The sequence below is a fragment of the Ruminococcus sp. genome, from assembly GCF_045129435.1.
In the GTDB taxonomy this organism is placed as follows: Bacteria; Bacillota; Clostridia; order Oscillospirales; family Acutalibacteraceae; genus Ruminococcoides.
Map to the genome: position 1 here is coordinate 1 of NZ_JBGVJL010000060.1, position 18,121 is coordinate 18,121.

Annotated in this window: 13 protein-coding genes; 3 read left to right on the plus strand and 10 right to left on the minus strand. The window is 38.0% G+C overall.

All coding sequences use genetic code 11. The features are described from left to right. The 4 genes from coaE to ACJMMI_RS02990 all read right to left on the minus strand — a co-directional run. Positions 1–427, minus strand: a 427-nt coding sequence (coaE, locus tag ACJMMI_RS02975) for a dephospho-CoA kinase (protein ID WP_405353380.1), incomplete at its 3' end; no start/stop codon positions are given. Next, positions 414–1,448: an L-threonylcarbamoyladenylate synthase gene (locus ACJMMI_RS02980; RefSeq protein ID WP_405353382.1), complete on the minus strand. Its 1,035-nt coding sequence runs from the start codon at positions 1,446–1,448 to the stop codon at positions 414–416. The genes ACJMMI_RS02980 and coaE, both read right to left, overlap by 14 nt. A gap of 14 nt (positions 1,449–1,462) precedes the next feature. Further along, on the minus strand, positions 1,463–2,539 hold the full coding sequence (prfA, locus tag ACJMMI_RS02985) for a peptide chain release factor 1 (protein ID WP_405353385.1): 1,077 nt from the start codon (positions 2,537–2,539) through the stop codon (positions 1,463–1,465). Positions 2,540–2,543: 4 nt separating this feature from the next. After that, the gene (locus tag ACJMMI_RS02990; RefSeq protein ID WP_405353388.1) at positions 2,544–2,729 is read right to left on the minus strand and encodes a DUF951 domain-containing protein; all 186 of its coding nucleotides are present in this window, start codon (positions 2,727–2,729) and stop codon (positions 2,544–2,546) included. 292 nt (positions 2,730–3,021) lie between these two features. Here ACJMMI_RS02990 and ACJMMI_RS02995 point away from each other — a divergent pair, with 292 nt between their 5' ends. After that, on the plus strand, positions 3,022–4,008 hold the full coding sequence (locus ACJMMI_RS02995; RefSeq protein WP_405353391.1) for a CHAP domain-containing protein: 987 nt from the start codon (positions 3,022–3,024) through the stop codon (positions 4,006–4,008). A gap of 74 nt (positions 4,009–4,082) precedes the next feature. Here ACJMMI_RS02995 and ACJMMI_RS03000 read toward each other — a convergent pair whose 3' ends face one another. Then, entirely contained in the window at positions 4,083–5,807 is a 1,725-nt protein-coding gene (locus ACJMMI_RS03000) for an RNA polymerase sigma factor (RefSeq protein ID WP_405353393.1), read from the minus strand. A 251-nt stretch (positions 5,808–6,058) separates the two neighbouring features. On the opposite strand from ACJMMI_RS03000, the gene ACJMMI_RS03005 reads away from it, so the two are divergent. After that, positions 6,059–8,221 (plus strand): RNA degradosome polyphosphate kinase, encoded by a 2,163-nt coding sequence (locus tag ACJMMI_RS03005; RefSeq protein WP_405353395.1) that lies wholly within the window; start codon positions 6,059–6,061, stop codon positions 8,219–8,221. After that, a complete protein-coding gene (locus ACJMMI_RS03010) occupies positions 8,221–9,306 on the plus strand; it encodes a 6-phosphofructokinase (RefSeq protein WP_405353397.1) in 1,086 nt (361 codons plus the stop codon). The genes ACJMMI_RS03005 and ACJMMI_RS03010 overlap by 1 nt, the downstream gene beginning before the upstream one ends. A 556-nt stretch (positions 9,307–9,862) precedes the next feature. Here the strand turns inward: ACJMMI_RS03010 and mgtE are convergent. From mgtE to ACJMMI_RS03035, 5 genes are all read right to left on the minus strand, one after another. Next, entirely contained in the window at positions 9,863–11,257 is a 1,395-nt protein-coding gene (gene mgtE, locus ACJMMI_RS03015; RefSeq protein WP_405353400.1) for a magnesium transporter, read from the minus strand. Between the two features lie 839 nt (positions 11,258–12,096). Continuing rightward, a complete protein-coding gene (locus tag ACJMMI_RS03020) occupies positions 12,097–14,325 on the minus strand; it encodes a starch-binding protein (RefSeq protein ID WP_405353403.1) in 2,229 nt (742 codons plus the stop codon). A gap of 186 nt (positions 14,326–14,511) precedes the next feature. Then, positions 14,512–15,852 (minus strand): MATE family efflux transporter, encoded by a 1,341-nt coding sequence (locus tag ACJMMI_RS03025; protein ID WP_405353406.1) that lies wholly within the window; start codon positions 15,850–15,852, stop codon positions 14,512–14,514. Positions 15,853–15,963: 111 nt separating this feature from the next. After that, positions 15,964–16,950, minus strand: a complete 987-nt coding sequence (locus tag ACJMMI_RS03030) for a hypothetical protein (RefSeq protein WP_405353408.1) — start codon at positions 16,948–16,950, stop codon at positions 15,964–15,966. After that, positions 16,920–17,663 (minus strand): hypothetical protein, encoded by a 744-nt coding sequence (locus ACJMMI_RS03035; protein WP_405353411.1) that lies wholly within the window; start codon positions 17,661–17,663, stop codon positions 16,920–16,922. Before ACJMMI_RS03035 ends, ACJMMI_RS03030 begins: the two co-directional genes overlap by 31 nt. Between the last annotated feature and the right edge of the window lie 458 nt (positions 17,664–18,121).

Here is an 18,121-nt window from a genome sequence, read left to right on the forward strand (position 1 = left end):
TACGAACTTCTTCGTCTGCCGTAATGCTTATAATGTAATCACAAATCACATTTGCCTTGCTCTCAAAAAGCTGAGGTGCGTCAAACACAATCAGTTTTTTATCGGCATTTACATATTCCTCGATTTTTTCAAGGAAAAGTGCCAAAACAAACGGATGAATCAGCTTGCCTAAAAGCTCTGTTTTCTCTTTTGTGGCAAATGCCCTTTGTGCAAGCTTTTTTCTGTCAAGCGTTTTATCCGGCAGGATAATATCCTTGCCAAACTCAGCCGAAAGAATTTTAAGACACACCGACTCCGGCTTGTAAAGCTCCGCCACAAGGTTGTCGGCATTGATTACCGCCGCACCGCTTTTTTCCAAAGTCATTGAAACTGTGCTTTTGCCCGCACCCGTCTGACCGGTAAGTCCGAGAATCTTATATTTTTTCAAGGTCTATCACCTCATAGCCGGCGGCTCTTATAAGTCTGTTGTAAAGGGCCATTCCCACGCCGTCACATGACGGAAGTCTTGAATAAGCGGTGTCAATTCCGCCAACCTCGTCAACCTCTCTCAGCATATCAAAAAGTCTGTGAGCCTGCTGTGCATAATCGTTACGCTTGCCAAGAGAAAATGTCTTGACATTCAGACTTTCAATATCTTCATCACAGCACAAAGCCGCAGTTTTGCCGTCATTTTTGCTGTTTACATAATTAATATATTCTTCATCAGTACCTTTAAGAAGTATAACTCTTGCTTTCGGGGAATAATGCTTGTATTTCATACCGGGACTTGCCGCTTTTTGATTGGGGTCAAGCTTGTCAAGCACCGCCTTGTTAAGCTCTACCTCGCCAATAGTATCTCTCAACTGCTCAAGAGTAATTCCGCCCGGTCGCAAAAGGCAGGGTACTTCGCCTGCAAGTGTAATTACTGTGCTTTCCACACCAACATCGCTTGCACCGCCGTCAAGGATTGCCTCAATCTTGCCGTTCATATCGTTCATAACATGCTGTGCGGTAGTCGGACTCGGTGAACCCGACAGATTGGCAGACGGTGCGGCAAGAGGGGTGTTTGCCTCTCTGATTAATGCCCTTGCAACGGGGTGTGACGGACAACGGATTGCAACGGTTTCAAGTCCTGCTGACACCTCGTCAGGAATAATATCCGACTTTTTCATTATAATGGTAAGAGGGCCGGGCATAAATTTTTGGGCAAGAATTTTTGCCTTTTCGGGAATTTCAGCGGTAAGACCGAATCTTTCAATATCGTCAAACTCTGCAATATGCACAATCAGCGGATTATCCATCGGTCTGCCCTTTGCCTTAAAAATCTTAGCCACAGCCTTGCCGTTTAATGCGTCTGCCGCAAGTCCGTAAACGGTTTCGGTAGGCATACCCACAAGTCCGCCGTTTCTGAGAATTTCTGCCGCTTTTTTTATATTTTGTTGTGTACTTTCAAGTAACAATGTTTGCATTTTTGTCACCTTGCTTATGAATTTTCCATACTTTCCTTGAGTTTCTCTGCTCTGTCTGCCGCAACAAGAGCGTCTATAACCTCATCAAGATTACCGTTTAAAATATCTTCAAGCTTGTAAAGAGTAAGTCCTATTCTGTGGTCGGTAAGTCTGCCCTGCGGATAGTTGTAGGTTCTTATTCTTTCACTTCTGTCGCCTGTGCCGACCTGTGACTTTCGGTTAGCGGCAATTTCGCTTGCCTGCTTATCCTGCTTTTCCTTTAAAAGTCGGCTTTTAAGCACCTTGAGTGCCTTATCCTTGTTTTTGTACTGACTTCTTTCGTCCTGACATTCAACAACCGTACCTGTAGGCAAGTGAGTAATTCTGATAGCCGAGCTTGTCTTATTAATATGCTGACCGCCTGCACCGCTCGAACGGAAGGTGTCAATTTTCAAATCCTTTGGGTCAATCTCAAGTTCTACATCTTCCGCTTCTGGTAAAACCGCTACAGTTGTAGTGGAAGTATGCACTCTGCCCTGACTCTCGGTTTCAGGCACACGCTGAACACGATGCACACCGCTTTCATATTTAAAGCGTGAGTACGCACCCTCGCCCTCAATCATAAAGGAAATTTCCTTGTAACCGCCAAGCTCGGTTTCGTTTACATTTACTATTTCTGTCTTATAGCCCTTTTTTTCGGCATACATACTGTACATTCTGAAAAGCACCGCACTGAACAAAGCCGACTCTTCGCCGCCTGCACCGCCACGAATTTCCACAATAACATTTCGCTCATCATTCGGGTCTTTTGGCAAAAGTAAAATTTTCAGCTTTTCGGAAAGCTCCTCAATGTTCGACTTTGCCTCCTCAAGCTCAAGCTGAGCAAGCTCCTTTAAGTCATTATCACTGCTTTCCTCAAGAATTTCAAGGCTTTCCTCCTGAGATTTCACAGCCTGCTTATACTCACGATATGCAAGCACGATTTCTTCAATGGATTTAAGCTCTTTCATAGTTTTCTGAAATTTTTCAGGGTCTGCCGCCACTGACGGTTCGTAAAGCCTTTGAGAAAGCTCTGAGTATCTTTTATCAAAAATTTCAATTTTTTCAAACATATTATTAATCCTTATCGGTCAAAATTTTTTTGATATTTTTTTCAATCTTATTTCTTGCAACCATAACCTCTCTGCCGCAGTTGACACAGCGGATTTTGAAATCCATTCCGATTCTTAAAATTTCAAATTCCTTGCAACCGCAGGGGTGTGGTTTTTTCATTTCAACTCTGTCACCGACATTAACATTCATATCAACACTTCCGTTTATACAAAAGCTAAAAAACAAGTAAAATAGTCACTTTTCTGCAAAACAAAGGCTAAACAGTCGAAAAACATCAGTCAGCCTTTGCTTTAAGCTGCTATCGGTTTTTATTATATATCAATACTTACAAAATATCAAGACTTGAGTTTGAAGGCTTTTACAAAGATTACAAACAATTACAAATTTATTAAAAATTCATTGCCTTTTTTACCGTGTTGTGGTAAAATTACATTTGATAAACAGAAATGTAAACATAATTGACAGAAAGGAAGCTATTACAATGTTTTTTAGAAAACTCAAAAAAATCCCAGCCATTTTCTTAGTTTGTGCATTACTTTTTACCACAATTTTTTCGTATTCAATGATTGCTAACGCTTCATCTACTTTTACACCAAGATTTGATGCGCCAAGCTATGATAACAGTTATTATTACAGCAACAAAAACATCTATTATCAATACGGCTATGGTATGCCGAACTGCACCGCATATGCGTACGGCAGAGCATACGAAATTCTCGGCGAAGATCCGGGACTTTGCCACTATGACGCTTATAAATGGTATGACTATGATGATGGCTACAGCAGAGGTCAGACACCAAAGGTTGGTGCTATTGCTTGCTGGAAGTACTACAGAAACGGCGAATGGAGCGGTCATGTTGCAGTTGTTGAGCAGATTGAGAACGGCGTAGTTACTTTCTCAAACTCAGCATGGGGCTGGTTGGAATTTTATCTTTCACACGCAGATGTAGATGACCCTACAATGGGCGAGTCCGATTGGACTTTCCAGGGATTTATTTACCTTGATGATTTCAAGACAAACCCTGATGACGATAAAAAAGATGATGACATTTCTTCTTATCAGTTAGGTAAATATCAGGTTGAGGTTTCCGACTCACTTAATATGAGAAGTCAGCCTACAACAAGTTCTTCAACAGTTGGACAACTTTACAACGGCAACATTGTAAATGTTACTGAAGTTAAAAAAGCAGACGGCTATGTATGGGGTTATACAAGCCACAACGGTCACAGCGGCTGGATTGCCCTTGACTACTGCAAGTATGTTGGTAACGACTCAAGCTATGAGCTTGGTGATATAAATATGGACGGTAATTTAACAGTTGCCGACATTACAGCACTTCAGCTTTATATCTCCGGCGATATTGAACTTTCAGACGAACAGCTTGCCCTTGCAGACATTGACGGAAACGGCAAAATCAATGTTGGCGATGTAACAGCTCTTCAGGACATTGTTTCAAATCAGGAATAACTTTTAATTATAATTACATAATAAAATTACGGTCATTCGCATAAGCTTTGCGAATGACCGTTTTTTGTATTGATTTAAAACTGAATTTCTAAAGTATCTTCATATATGGCTGTGTCAAATGACAATCCACTCCACGCATTGGTGTTAGAGTCTTCCTCTACAATTCTAAATTCCAAGACATTCTTTCCCGATTCATTTTTATACTCTTCAAAATCTTCTTTATCTATATAAATATCATAATAACAATTCATATCAGGTCCAAAATATCTTGTGCGGTATGTACCATAAATGCTTTTGCCGTTGAGCTTTGTACTGTCAATTTCAAACTTAACATCCTTATTCATTTTATTGTGTGCATACAATTTTAATCCTATATCCTTTGAATAAGAAGTTATATAATCATTCAAAAAAACAAGCTCACCATATTCATTGTCAAAAACAACTTGTTCTGTATCTGTAGTTTTCCTTTCAGGCGGAGTAATTTCATCGGCTGTCTTTCCTGTAGGATACAAATAAAACATTTGGTTACAATAAAATGTATCTTCATCAATATGATTATCAGTATTGTATGCCTGAAGATTAAATGCTAATTCGTCAATAAAAGTTATACCACATTCTTTTATTTGTTCAAAATTAAATTCTATACTGAACGAATCAGTTTCACCCGGGTCGGTGCAGCCATAACCTACATCACCAATATCATAGCAATTATATTTGTTAACAAAATAATAATCGCCAAAATCACTATCTATTTTTATTTCCTCATCTGTTGTTTTATTTTTTAGTTCTGCTTCAACCTCTAATCTGTCACTATACACTTTGCAACCTGTAACAGTAATTGTACACTTGTCATTATCAAAAAGAACCTGCTCATCAAGATGATAATCAATCTGAGCCAATCCATTTTCATCACTTGAATCATTCTTATTGTTTACAGATGAAATCTCTTCGCCCGTTTGAGAATCCTCATTATTTTTATTATTGTTATTATTAACTACCACAGCAGCAGTAATTCCGCCAATAACAACTGCAAATGCCGCTATTATTGCAAAAAGTTTTAAAAGATTTGATTTTGCCATTAATTTTCCTCCAAAGTTTGCTATATTTTTTCCTGCTTGTGCTGTACTGTTTACTGTCTTAACATTTTTTAAATCGATACTTACCTTTGGAACTGTTAAGTTTTTAGCCGCTGAAAAGAAAAGAGAAACAAAAAACGGAACCGGAACAACAGAGTGAAGTCTATCGTCATTTTCTTCTTCATACTTTAGAATTGCCTTTTTCATTTTTGCTCTGGCAAGATTAAGGCGTGACATCACAGTTCCTTCAGGACAATCTTCAATTTCTGCTATTTCACTTACTGTCATTTCATCAAAGTAATACATTAAAACAGCTCTGTACTGTACCTCTGACAATGAATCATGCATTATTTCTAAAATAATTCTTCTATTCTCATTATCAGAAATATATTCTTCAGGTATTGTCAATTCCGTTGTTTCTGAATAATTCTCAAGAATTTCATCATCAAGTTGTATTTCCTTTTTAGTTTTAAAAAAATCTTTGCATTTGTTTACCGCAATTTTTTTAATCCATTGAGAAAATTTTGAATCATCTTCAAGAGTATTTAACTTTAAAAATGCAGTTACATATGTATTTTGCATAATCTCCTCGGCAATAGTTTCATTTTTCAATAAACTTATGCAGGTAAACCATACTTCTTGTTGTGTAAGGCAATACAACTCATCAAAAGCGTTGTTGTCACCATTTTTTGCTTTAGCAACCAAGCTGCTTATTTCTTCCATAAAATATCTCCTTAAATTTATTTTTACAGCAGTACATAATATAGACGAACAAAAATCATCTTTCATTTAACTTTTTCGTTAATTTTTTTAATTTTTATCATTATGCTGTTTTTTCATTATTTTGTTAAATTTTATTATATCATAAAAACTATGTTTTTTACAATTTTACACACTTTTTGTAGATTTTACATAAATTTTACTTGAAATATTTTTGATTTAACAATATAATAGAAATAATAAGGGGTGATTAAATGACAATTTCTATTGAAGAAAAAAAGAAACAAGATTTAAAGAAATGGCTTGAAATGCCTTATAATAACCGTGAGCTTAGCTGGCTCGATTTTAATGCAAGAGTGCTTGAGGAAGCTTTTGAAAAGGAAAATCCTATAATGGAGAGATGTAATTTCCTTTCAATCACAGCCTCTAACCTTGATGAGTTTTTTATGGTGCGTGTGGCAGGTGTACTTGATAATATTCACCGTGGCACAAATAAACCTGATCCGTCAGGTCTTACACCAAAAATGCAGATGAAAAAAATCAGCGAAAAAGTACATGCTTTTGCAGAAAAGCAGTATAACTGCTACAACCGTTCAATTATTCCGTCACTCAGGGCAAACGGCATTAGCTTTGTAAAGGCTGACGAAATGACTGATGAACAAAAGGCTTTTGCTGACGATTATTTTCAGCGTGTAGTTTTCCCTGTGCTCACTCCAATGGCTGTTGACACAAGCCGACCTTTCCCTCTGCTTACAAACAAAAGCCTTAATATTGCTGTTTTGCTTACAAACGCAGAGGACGAGGAATTTTACGCACTTGTACAGGTGCCGTCAATTCTTCCCCGCTTTTTGGAATTGCCAACAAAAACAAAAGGTAAGCGTGATTTTATCACACTTGAAAGAATTATTACCATTCACCTTGGTGAGCTTTTTGAGCTTTACAACATAAAGCAGTCCTCTGCTTTCAGAATTACCAGAGATTCCGACCTCGATATCGACGAGGATACAGAGGATCTTATGGAAGAAATTAAAAAGTCTATCAAAAAGCGTCAGCGTGGTGTGCCTGTTCGACTTGAGTTTTCAAAAAAATGCCACAAGTCAATTCGCAAGTTCCTTGTAGATGCTTTAAAGGTTACCGAAGACGAAATCTATGTTCAGCACGGCCCGCTTGACCTTACCTTCCTTTCAAAATTTGCAAGGATTAAAGGTTGTGAAAGCCTTTGCTTTGAACCAATCACACCTGTTAATCCTCCTGCCGAATTTTATGATTGTGACGATATTTTTGAGGCAATCAGGGAAAAAGACAGACTTGTTCACCACCCGTACGAAAGCTTTGATGTGGTGGTTGACTTTGTCAAGAAAGCTGCAAAAGACCCCGATGTACTTGCAATCAAGCAAACTCTTTACCGAGTAAGCGGTAATTCGCCAATCGTAGGAGCACTCATTAAGGCTGCCGAAAACGGCAAACAGGTTACTGTACTTGTTGAGTTAAAGGCTCGTTTTGACGAAGAAAATAATATTCAATGGGCAACCAAGCTTGAAAAAGCAGGCTGTCATGTTATCTATGGACTTACAGGTCTTAAAACCCACTGCAAAATCTGTCTGGTTGTACGAAAAGATAAAGACGGAATCCGCCGTTATTTGCATATGGGCACAGGCAACTACAACGACAGTACCGCAAGATTTTACACAGACATCGGTATGTTCACCTGCCGTGAAGAATATGGTCTTGACGCATCTTCTTTATTTAATACACTCACAGGCTATTCATTACCGCCTGAATACAATAAATTTATTGTTGCTCCTCAGGGTATGCGTAACTTCTTTGAGGATATGATAAGAAAAGAAATTGAAAACGCAAAGCAGGGACTTCCTGCGTCAATCACTGCAAAGGTAAATTCCCTTGTTGACCCTGCAATCATCAGCTTGCTTTATGAGGCATCACAGGCAGGCGTTAAAATTGAGCTTATCGTGCGTGGCATTTGCTGTCTTATTCCGGGTCTTAAAGGTTGGAGTGAAAATATTAAGGTAATCAGCATTGTAGGACAGCTTCTTGAGCACAGCCGTATCTTTAAATTTGAAAACAATGGCAATCCGCTTTACTACCTCGGCAGTGCCGACTGGATGCAGAGAAACCTTGACAAGAGAGTTGAACTTGTGTTCCCTGTTGAAGACGAGGACATTAAAAACCGTGTTGAACAGATTATAAAAGTAATGCTCAAAGACACAGTAAATGCAAGAAAGCAGCTGCCGGATACCACATATCACCTTGTTGATAAGCGTGGCAAAAAGCGACTCAACTGCCAAAAGCATTTTTCAAAGCTTGCACAACAGGCACAAAATGCCGTTAAAAAACAAACATATGTAAGAACAGTGGGCACTCCTATAGTACCTGCTAAGGAAGGAGAAAACGCATAATGAAAAAAATCGGTATTTTAACAAGCGGCGGCGACTGTCAGGGACTAAACTCCACAATTCGAGCAGTTGGAAAAACACTTTACCAACACTATGGCCATGACGGCGTACAAATTATCGGTATTATTGACGGCTATCGCGGACTTATATACAACGAAACCAGAGTTATGAAGCAAGAGGATTTTTCAGGAATTCTCACAATGGGCGGTACAATTCTCGGCACATCAAGACAGCCGTTTAAGCTTATGCGTGTTATAGACGAGAACAGCGTAGATAAGGTTGCCGAAATGAAAAAGAACTACAAAAAGCTTGAGCTTGACTGCCTTGTAGTTCTTGGCGGTAACGGCACACAAAAGACCGCAAACCTTTTGCGTGAAGAGGGACTTAATGTTGTTTCTCTGCCAAAGACTATTGACAATGACCTTTGGGGCACAGACAAAACTTTTGGTTTTCAGAGTGCCGTTGACATTGCAACAAATGTTATTGACTGTATCCACACCACAGCTACCTCTCATGGCAGAGTTTTCATCGTTGAGGTTATGGGACATAAGGTTGGTTGGCTGACACTTTATGCAGGTATTGCAGGCGGTGCAGATGTTATTCTTATTCCGGAAATTCCATACGATATTAATTCCATAATCAAAACAATAAAAAAGAGAACCGAAAACGGCAAAAAATTCTCAATCCTTGCCGTTGCAGAGGGTGCAATTTCAAAAGAGCTTGCCGCTATGCCTAAGAAAAAAAGAAAAGCGGCTATGGCTGAGATTGCATATCCGTCTATTTCATACAAGATTGCCAAGGAAATTCAGGACGCAACAGGTCAGGAAACCAGAGTTACAGTACCGGGACATTTCCAGAGAGGTGGAAGCCCTGACGCATATGACAGAGTGCTTTCCACACGCTTTGGCATTGCCGCTGCCGAGCTTATCATCAAGGGCGAATACGGAAAGATGGTTGCCCTTGTAAACAACAAGGTTGTTGCCGTTCCTCTTGAGGAAATCGCAGGCAAACTCAAGGCAGTACCAGCCGACCACGAAATCGTAGCCGCCGCAAGAAAAATGGGCATCTGCTTCGGTGACGAAAAATAATTAACATTTTGTGTTTAGAATGTTGAAAACTAAAAGGGTATTCGCAAAATCCAAATTGCGAATACCCTTTTTATTTTATTTATAGGTTCTATATAAATTATAGTGGAGAATTAGAATTTTGCTTTTGCAAAAGCTTAACAAAAATAAAATTTAGGTCGAGCTTTTTAAAGGCTCGTGGGTTTGGGCAACGCCCAAGAAAGGTTGTAACTATTACAATTTATAAGGCACAAACAGCAACGCTGTTTGTGTGCTAAAGCAAAGTTTGACAAAACAGGCGACAGCCTTTAAAAAGTATCATTTATAAAAATTAAGAAGAATTTTTTGTGATGCTATCGCAATTATAAGACTTTCGCTATTGTGTTCAAACCACCAACCAGCAAGCTGTTTGGCTATCAGAATTTTGCGTAAGCTAAAGTATTGGTGGGCTTTGCCCACACCCACAACCTTTGAAAAAGGTTGACCAAACTTTTATATCCGAGTAAAAAGCATAGATAAAATTCAAAAACTTTAACTCCCGATTATTATAAAGTAATTATTTTAAACAGATAATATTGTTTTACACTAATTGCAAAATATTTATCAGCAATATCCATACCAAGCCATAATAAGTAACTACGGCTACAAGGTCATTTACTGTTGTAATCAACGGACCTGACGCTACTGCCGGGTCAATTTTGATTTTGCTGAAAAACATAGGCACAAGTGTACCGATAAGGCTCGAAATCACCATAGACACCAAAAGTGAAAAACCAACGCAACCCGAAACAATGAACGAATAACCCAAATCGCTGCCTTTTATAAAATGAATATACAAGCCGACAAAAATCACCGCCATTATGCCGAGCAAAACACCGTTTGAAAAACCGACTTTCATTTCTTTAACTGTAAGCTTAAATTTATCGGCGGCTGAAAGGTTTTCGTCTACAAGCACACGAATTGTAACGGCAAGCGACTGAGTACCGACATTGCCTGCCATATCCAAAATAAGCGACTGAAAACATATCACAATAGGAATAACCGCTACCACGGTTTCAAAAATTCCTACCACAGAGGACACTCCCATACCGAGGAAAAGCAATATAATAAGCCAAGGCAATCTTTTCTTTGTGCTTTGGAAAGTAGATTCGTTCAAATCCTCCTCGGCAGTCAAACCACCAAGCTTTGCGTAATCTTCACCAAGCTCCTCATCTACTACCTCTACAATATCGTGTGCCGTAATAACACCGAGTATATGCTTGTTTTCATCAAGCACCGGGATTGAATCTTCTGCATAATCTTTTAACTGCTCGATACAATCCTCTATTTTTTCGTGTGCCTTAACATACGGATAAGATTTTATAATAAGATCATCAAGCTTCTGATATTCCCTTGCAACTATTAAATCTTTCAAATCAACAGCACCGCAAAAACAGCTTTTTTCGTCAGTGACATAAATTGTATTTATGTTATCATTTTCGCCTGCCTGCTTAATAAGTTCGTGCGTAGCCTCTTTTATAGAAAGGTTTTTGTTGACGGAAATATAATTTGTAGTCATTTCACTGCCGATTTCATCATCTGAATATGATAAAATCATTCGCACATCTTGTTTTGTGTCATTGTCAAGCAAAGCAACTATTCTTTTTCTGTCATCGTCATTCAGCTTTTCAAGAATATCTACCGCATCATCAGAATCCATTTCTGAAATCAAATTTGCTACCTTGTCGGTATTAATCTCCTTGAGGTATTCCTCCGAATCTTCTATATAAGAAAAAATTTCAGCTACAAGCTCAACGCCTAAAATCGGATACAAAGCTTTTCTCTCATCAGCAGTTAATTTTTCAAGGGCATCAGCAATGTCGCTTGTGTGATAATCAGAAATTTTGCTTATCAGTTCATCCTTGCTAAGTCCGCTTCTAAAAATTTTTACAATTTCATCTGCATACATCGGCTTATTCATTACCTTATTTGTCATAATATTACCTCCTGTTTTCCAAAAAGGGCATAAAAATACCACCGCTATTCACAGCAGTTTAACAAGTTGTTGTGCAGTATAGAATAGTACCCGGTGGAACAGAAATAATATTTTACAGCAAGGCAACTCAGCCGTCAAAATTTAACAGACAGCCTTATATCGTTTTTTATTTCTATAGCACCTTCGTGAATACTTCGACCAAAACTACCACAACTGTCCATTAAATTTCACCTCCAAAAATTTCTACTAATAATTTACCACCAATTAATTTTTGTGTCAAGGCAATAGCGAAAATTTTACATTTACCAAATCTTTTCAATACATACAAAAAGGCTATGTTTTAAATGTTGGGGTAACATTTATAAATTATTGTTTAGCTGAGAGCTTTGGATAATTAACAAAAAATTTAGGTCGAGCCTTTTTAAAGGCTCGTGGGTTTGGGCAACGCCCAAGAAAGGTTGTAACTATTACAATTTATAAGGCACAAACGGCAACGCTGTTTGTGTGCTAAAGCAAAGTTTGATAAAACAGGCGACAGCCTTTAAAAAGTATCATTTATAAAAATTAAGAAGAATTTTTTGTGATGCTATCGCAATTATAAGACTTTCGCTATTGTGTTCAAACCACCAAACCCTTGCGTTAGTCTAAAGTATTGTGGGCTTTGCCCACACCCACAACCTTTAAAAAAGGTTGACCAAATTTTTATTTTCGGGTATAAAGTCTGCAATAAGTCAAGCAGAAATTTCCCGACCATTATAAACCATAATTTACCCAACTATTGATATAAATCCAAAAAGGATTGCAGATTTTACCCTGCAATCCTTTTGAATTTGTCTTATTTATGAAGCCTGTAATTCAAGAATATAAACCTGCAATCCTGTTACATCAAGGACATCAAGCTTACCGTTGCCGTCCATATCGGCTGCGTCAAGCCAAGCCTTGTTTGTAATATCAATCAAAGGCTCTCCGCTTTCACCGTTTGCAATATGCATCTGCAAGAATGTAACATCGTTTACATCAACAACACCGTTGCGGTTCACATCGCCCTTAATAATGGTATCTTCTTCTTTATCCGAAACATAGAAAGACTTCTCACTTTCAGCCACACAACCATCTGAATCAACAGCCTTTACTGCAAATGTATAAGCACCTGCCTTGTTCGGTGTAAAGCTATAGGTGTTGCTCGCTGTGTTCTGCACAGTTTCGCCGTTTACCATAAACTGATATGTAACATCACCATGATTGTTGTACGGCTCTGTTTTAAGCTCAAGTGCTGTGCCAACGCTCTGATCTGAACTCTTATCCGCACCGAAGTTCACTTCAAACTCAGCCTCATTTACCTTTGTATCCGGCAAAAGCTTGCCAAGTCTTGCAAGTGGTACTGTAATGTTATCAATATCCTCTTTTTCGTGGCTTGTTGATGGGTCGTAGCTGTACTCAACATCTGCGGCATCAAGCATTGACGGATCGTGCGGAAGTGTATCCATACCTGATGTGCCGTATGTAAGAATCTGCATTGCACCAATACCCTGAGTTTCTACATAATTTCTGTCAATTCCAAGTGTTGCGTATGGAATAGCAACCTCATAAACATATCCGTAGCTTTTCTTGTAGCCGAGCTTATAGAAATCTACCCAGTTTGCGTTAGGGTCAGTATTATCGCCTAATGTTCTGCCACCCTTTGCCTCTCTTATGCCATAGAGTGTATCGCTCTTTGTACCGTTTGCAAACTTAATCTTAAAGCCGTTCTGGTTATCCTGAGCCTGATAGTTTGTTACGCCAATCGGAACTCTTGTATCGTAATTAAACATATATGTGCCGTCAGTATCCTTGACATCTGCCTTGAAAATTGAGGCACCGCCGTTTGAGTTGTTTGAGTCAAAAGCAACGAGTGTATCAATATGTGTTGTAAAGCCAACTCCGCCGTCTTTGGCAACTCCGCCGTCACAGCCCCATACAAATGGATTTGTGTAGGTTGAGCCGTCTTTATTTGTACCTATTGCCTTGCCTGTTGCCTGTTTGTCAGGGTCGATTGAAAGGGCAATGTACATAGGAATACTGTTTCTCCAAGGGCGTGCCTCGTTAGATGCGGCAAAGTTGTCACTTGGCGAAGTAATGTATGTTGTGCTTGCCATTTCCCACATAAAGTAAAGGTTTTCATCGTCCCATGCACCATAGAGAGCATATCCGTCCCATGGCTGTTCGTGCATTGATGACGGCATATATACTCGTGGGTCATCGTTTGCTGTGCCCTGAGCAATAATCATAGAGCTGTCCCAGTCGCTAACATCGCCGTCAACTGTGATTGTCTTATATTTGCCAAGCTGCATATTAGGATTTGTGCCGTAATATCCACTTTCGGCAGCGGTTGTGTGACCGTCTGATTCAGCAGAAAAAGTTGTCTTAGCCGCTGTGTATGTTTTGCGGTATTTAAAGGTCTGTGCGGTTTCCACTCCGTCACTGCCTGTTGCGGTAAGCTCAAGAGTAATGTCGCTGTTGCCGATTTTGCCCTCACCAATCTCAATAATTGCACCATTTGTATATGATTTTTTAGCAGAGCCGTCAACAGAATAATAACCTACAGTCGCATTTTTTAGTCCGAGCTCAACCTGCATAAATTCAGTTGAAAAGCTTGTGCCGTTTGCTGTGTAAGCAATACCGTAGCCGTGATCGTCAGGCTTGCCGTAATCGACCCACTGCTTTGACGCTGTGAGAAGCTTACATTCGCCGGCTTTGAGAGAAAGACCGTTTGCTTTCGGATATTGCTCCTTGCCCTCGTTCTTTTCCTTGCCGTTGTTAAAAATTATGCTTTCCGACTTAAATGCCGCTGCAAAATCTTTTTTATAAAGTCCGTCATCTGTCGCAGTCATAAGCTGACCCGGCCACTTAGCGTTTTCCTTAGTGCCGTAGGCATAGACATAGACATTTTCCCAGTTAAAAACTGAATTGTCAAAATATACCTCTGAGCCGTTTGTTGCGGCAGCTGCCGAAATTGCAGTAATTGCAAAGGCTGACATAATAATCGCCGCACTCAGAAGCACGCTTATAATTTTTTTACTTGTCCTCATTTTTAATCAACTCCTATTTCAACACTTTACTTAGCATTATATCATTGTCATATTTTATTTACAACACTAAAAAACATTTTTGTTTATATAGCTAAAACAGATGTATGTTTTTTGAACAAATAAACAAGGCATATGAAATATTGTATAAATCATATGCCTATATTTTATATAATATTTTAATTAAATTTACGCTTTTTTATAAATTTTCTTCCATTTGCCCGTCCTGTATTCAATAAAAGATATAACCCAGTTGGAAAACCAGCCGATAGGAACGGCAATCCATACCATTCGCAAGCCAAATATCGGTGCAAATGCCATGGCAACAAAAACTCTGATAAACAGATTCACAAAGTTTGCAACGGTGAACATTGGCATATCACCTGCACCACGCAAAAGTCCGTCAACAGCCATTTTAAAGCCGATAAAGCAGAAAAACCATCCCATAAAGCTCAAATACCCACAGCCTGTGTTCATTGCGGTAGCCGTTCCGTCATCACCCAAAAACATAGACACAATCTGTCCGTTGAAAGGCTCAATCAGTACAATGAGCAATATTGAAAACGCAACCACTAAAATATTTGCGGCATGGTAACCCTCAACAACACGCTTTTCGTTTTTAGCACCAAGATTTTGAGCTGTGTATGAGGAAGCCGCATTGTTTATGCTTGTGAAAGGCACGATACAAAGCGATTCAACACGAATTGCGGCAGAATAACCTGCCAGAGCCTCAGAGCCAAAACCGTTTACCACCGACTGCACGAGCATCATTCCAATAGATACCGTTGACTGCTGAATTATTGATGGGAAAGCAATCTTTGCCATAGGCAAAAGCTCGCTTTTATCAAAATACCTTGCTTTTCCGACATTCAGCTTTTTGAACTCCCACACAAGCACAGCAAACGAAAGCACAACAGAAATTCCCTGTGCAATCAGCGTTGCCCAGGCAACACCTGTTACGCCCATACTAAAGTTTATAACAAGCAAAAGGTCGAGTGCCACATTAAATACAGATGAAAAAATCAGAAAATACAGCGGAATTCTTGATTTGCCGAGTGCATTGAACATTGCCGACAGCACATTATACATAAACAAAAACGGCAGTCCCGCAAAGTAAATATTCAGGTATTCAACTGCCATATCGAGTACATCAAGCGGAGTGTTGAGTGCCATTAGTATAAGTCTGCTGAAAACAAGTCCCACAATACCAAGCAAAATACTCAGCACAGTAAACGCAATAAGTGCCGTATATACCGCTGTTTTGGTTTTCTTGTATTCCTTAGCACCAAAATATCGGCTCACTATAACCGACGCACCAATTCCACCGCCTATGGCAACACAAATAAAAATATTTGTCAAAGAATAAGACGCACCGACAGCCGCCAATGCCTTTTCACTGACAAACCTGCCCACAATAGCTGAATCCGCCATAGTATATGTCTGCTGAAAAATATTGCCTATAATTATTGGCAGAGCAAACACAAACAGTGCATACATCGGCTTTTTCTTTACTAAATAATCATTATCCACATAAATCACCTATCCGCAGATATTATAACATTTTTTGCGGAGAAAAGTAAGGGGATTTATATCAGATAATAGTTTATTATAAGATATATATTTTACAATTACAGATTTTTATTATTTTATGGAAGTTAATTCTTTCACTATTTCATCTGTTATTTTATACTGTTCAGTTGAATCTAATTTATAGGAAGTTCTAATCACCATAGTTCCAACTAAAGCATATGAACCTGTTGTTAAAACTGTTCCGTCAAACGAAGCCAAATATTCACATCTTTCCTTGGCACTATTCACATCACTAAAAATTTCAATTGCTCCACCTCCGTCAGTACCCTTGTCAACCAAGGAATTTCCCAAAATTTCATTATTATCTAACAAATTTGTTGAAAAGTAAACGCAACCATAATATCCATTTTCTTTTCCCAAAAGACCATTTACATCATTTTGCTCAGTAACAGATTCTATTGCATCAATAATTTCAACTTCTTTTAATCTTTCCATAACAAATTCTTGTTCTGGAGCAACTACTTGTTTTGCCATAAGAATAACATTTTCATTTGCTTTTGTCATATCATTTATCGTACTAGTGTCATTACTGATTTTAGTAACATTATTTTCACTAAAGAACACCCTCAAAGAGGATATAAAATCTGTATTTTGAATACTCAAGCTTTCCATTTTTTTAGGCATATCACTTATTGTAGAAAAATCTCCCTTAGTGGTCAAATCGTTATATTCTAAAACAGTTGCATTATATTTTTCAACTTCAATATTATATCTCTCTGTTGCTCTAATGATTTTTATGACATTAAATATAATAGCTAAACATATAATTAATACTATTACTATAATTCCATATATAATCATTGATTTTCTAGATGATTTCTTTATTGTTCCCTTATCATTAATTGTATCTTCAATTAAATTAATAGCTCTTATTGTTGTACTTTGTTTACTGGAATCCAATTTACAAAAGCCACATAAAAATAACCTGTTTCCTCTCAATTTCATCGCTATTACAACATTGTGACTAAACTTGCTTGGTTTTAATTCAACTACATATATTTTATTTTCTATTTCTTCTTCAAGAATATGTGCAAACATAAAAAGCTTATTGCCAACGAAAAATTAATTGCAAATGATATTCCTGTAGCAATAGATGTCGAAACAACACCAGTTGCAGCATCATACTTTAATGAATCAATATTACCGGCCTTCGTAAGATTTACAGCTTGTTTATATGTTAATTTTCCTCTTCTAATTATATTTTCAGCTTCTGCTGTATCATTTATATTTCTTACCTTACCTTTTTCTATATATTCTTTCATTTTTAGTACTGCATCATCATATTGATCGGCAGGTACTTCTAACTGCATAGGCATGCCATCTCCATCAACATATTTATAAAATCCGCCAGTATCAAAAGCAGCATAAACACTCTTATTTGCTGAAGCATAATATTTATCCTGTATAAATATTTCTGTACCATTTTTATTAAATACAATTCTATCAGCACCATTTTTTGAATTGTTATTTCCTATTACTTTTGTGTCTATTCCTTTTAGACTATCGTATAAATTATTTCCATTTTCTGCAGCAAAGCCATGCCCACCATTTAAATTATTAAATTTTCTATCAGTATACAATTGTTCAGTAGTTTTTAATGTTCCTGCCAAATAACCTCCAACCTCACCTAAAATATTCCTTTGACTTTCATCGTTGGTAGATTCAATAGAAAAAGCATTAATAGGTAATGAACATATTGTCATAATTACAACTAAAAAAATTGAACATATTTTAATATATCTTGTTTTCATTTTACCACTTCCGTTTATGTAACATATAATCATTAAAGTAATTTTATCACAAAATTATAAATATTACAACACATATTTTAGTAATCAGCAACAATACAAGTAACTTATCACAAAACATAACAAATATTGCCAACAGGTGTTTTATTCTTTTTTTGTTCTCTACCTCGTTTGATGCGGCTTGTTCACAGTCACGCTCTCATCAACGCTCTCGCTAAAAACAGTCCACCGGACTGTTTTCTTTACGCTCGCCTTCGAGTCCCTGTTGCCGCATTGCCGGTAAAATAAAAAGAAGAAATACCCGAATAGATATTCATATAAATAGGCAACGCCAACAGGTGTTTTATTCTTTTCTTGCTCTCTACCTCGTTTGATGCGGCTTGTTCACAGTCACGCTCTCATCAACGCTCTCGCTAAAAACAGTCCACCGGACTGTTTTCTTTACGCTCGCCTTCGAGTCC

Coding starts and splice junctions, on each gene's coding strand:
- ACJMMI_RS02980 (WP_405353382.1), bottom strand. CDS start 1,448: ATGCAAACATTGTTACTTGAAAGTACACAACAAAATATAAAAAAAGCG.
- prfA (WP_405353385.1), bottom strand. CDS start 2,539: ATGTTTGAAAAAATTGAAATTTTTGATAAAAGATACTCAGAGCTTTCT.
- ACJMMI_RS02990 (WP_405353388.1), bottom strand. CDS start 2,729: ATGAATGTTAATGTCGGTGACAGAGTTGAAATGAAAAAACCACACCCC.
- ACJMMI_RS02995 (WP_405353391.1), top strand. CDS start 3,022: ATGTTTTTTAGAAAACTCAAAAAAATCCCAGCCATTTTCTTAGTTTGT.
- ACJMMI_RS03000 (WP_405353393.1), bottom strand. CDS start 5,807: ATGGAAGAAATAAGCAGCTTGGTTGCTAAAGCAAAAAATGGTGACAAC.
- ACJMMI_RS03005 (WP_405353395.1), top strand. CDS start 6,059: ATGACAATTTCTATTGAAGAAAAAAAGAAACAAGATTTAAAGAAATGG.
- ACJMMI_RS03010 (WP_405353397.1), top strand. CDS start 8,221: ATGAAAAAAATCGGTATTTTAACAAGCGGCGGCGACTGTCAGGGACTA.
- mgtE (WP_405353400.1), bottom strand. CDS start 11,257: ATGACAAATAAGGTAATGAATAAGCCGATGTATGCAGATGAAATTGTA.
- ACJMMI_RS03020 (WP_405353403.1), bottom strand. CDS start 14,325: ATGAGGACAAGTAAAAAAATTATAAGCGTGCTTCTGAGTGCGGCGATT.
- ACJMMI_RS03030 (WP_405353408.1), bottom strand. CDS start 16,950: ATGTTTGCACATATTCTTGAAGAAGAAATAGAAAATAAAATATATGTA.
- ACJMMI_RS03035 (WP_405353411.1), bottom strand. CDS start 17,663: ATGAAAACAAGATATATTAAAATATGTTCAATTTTTTTAGTTGTAATT.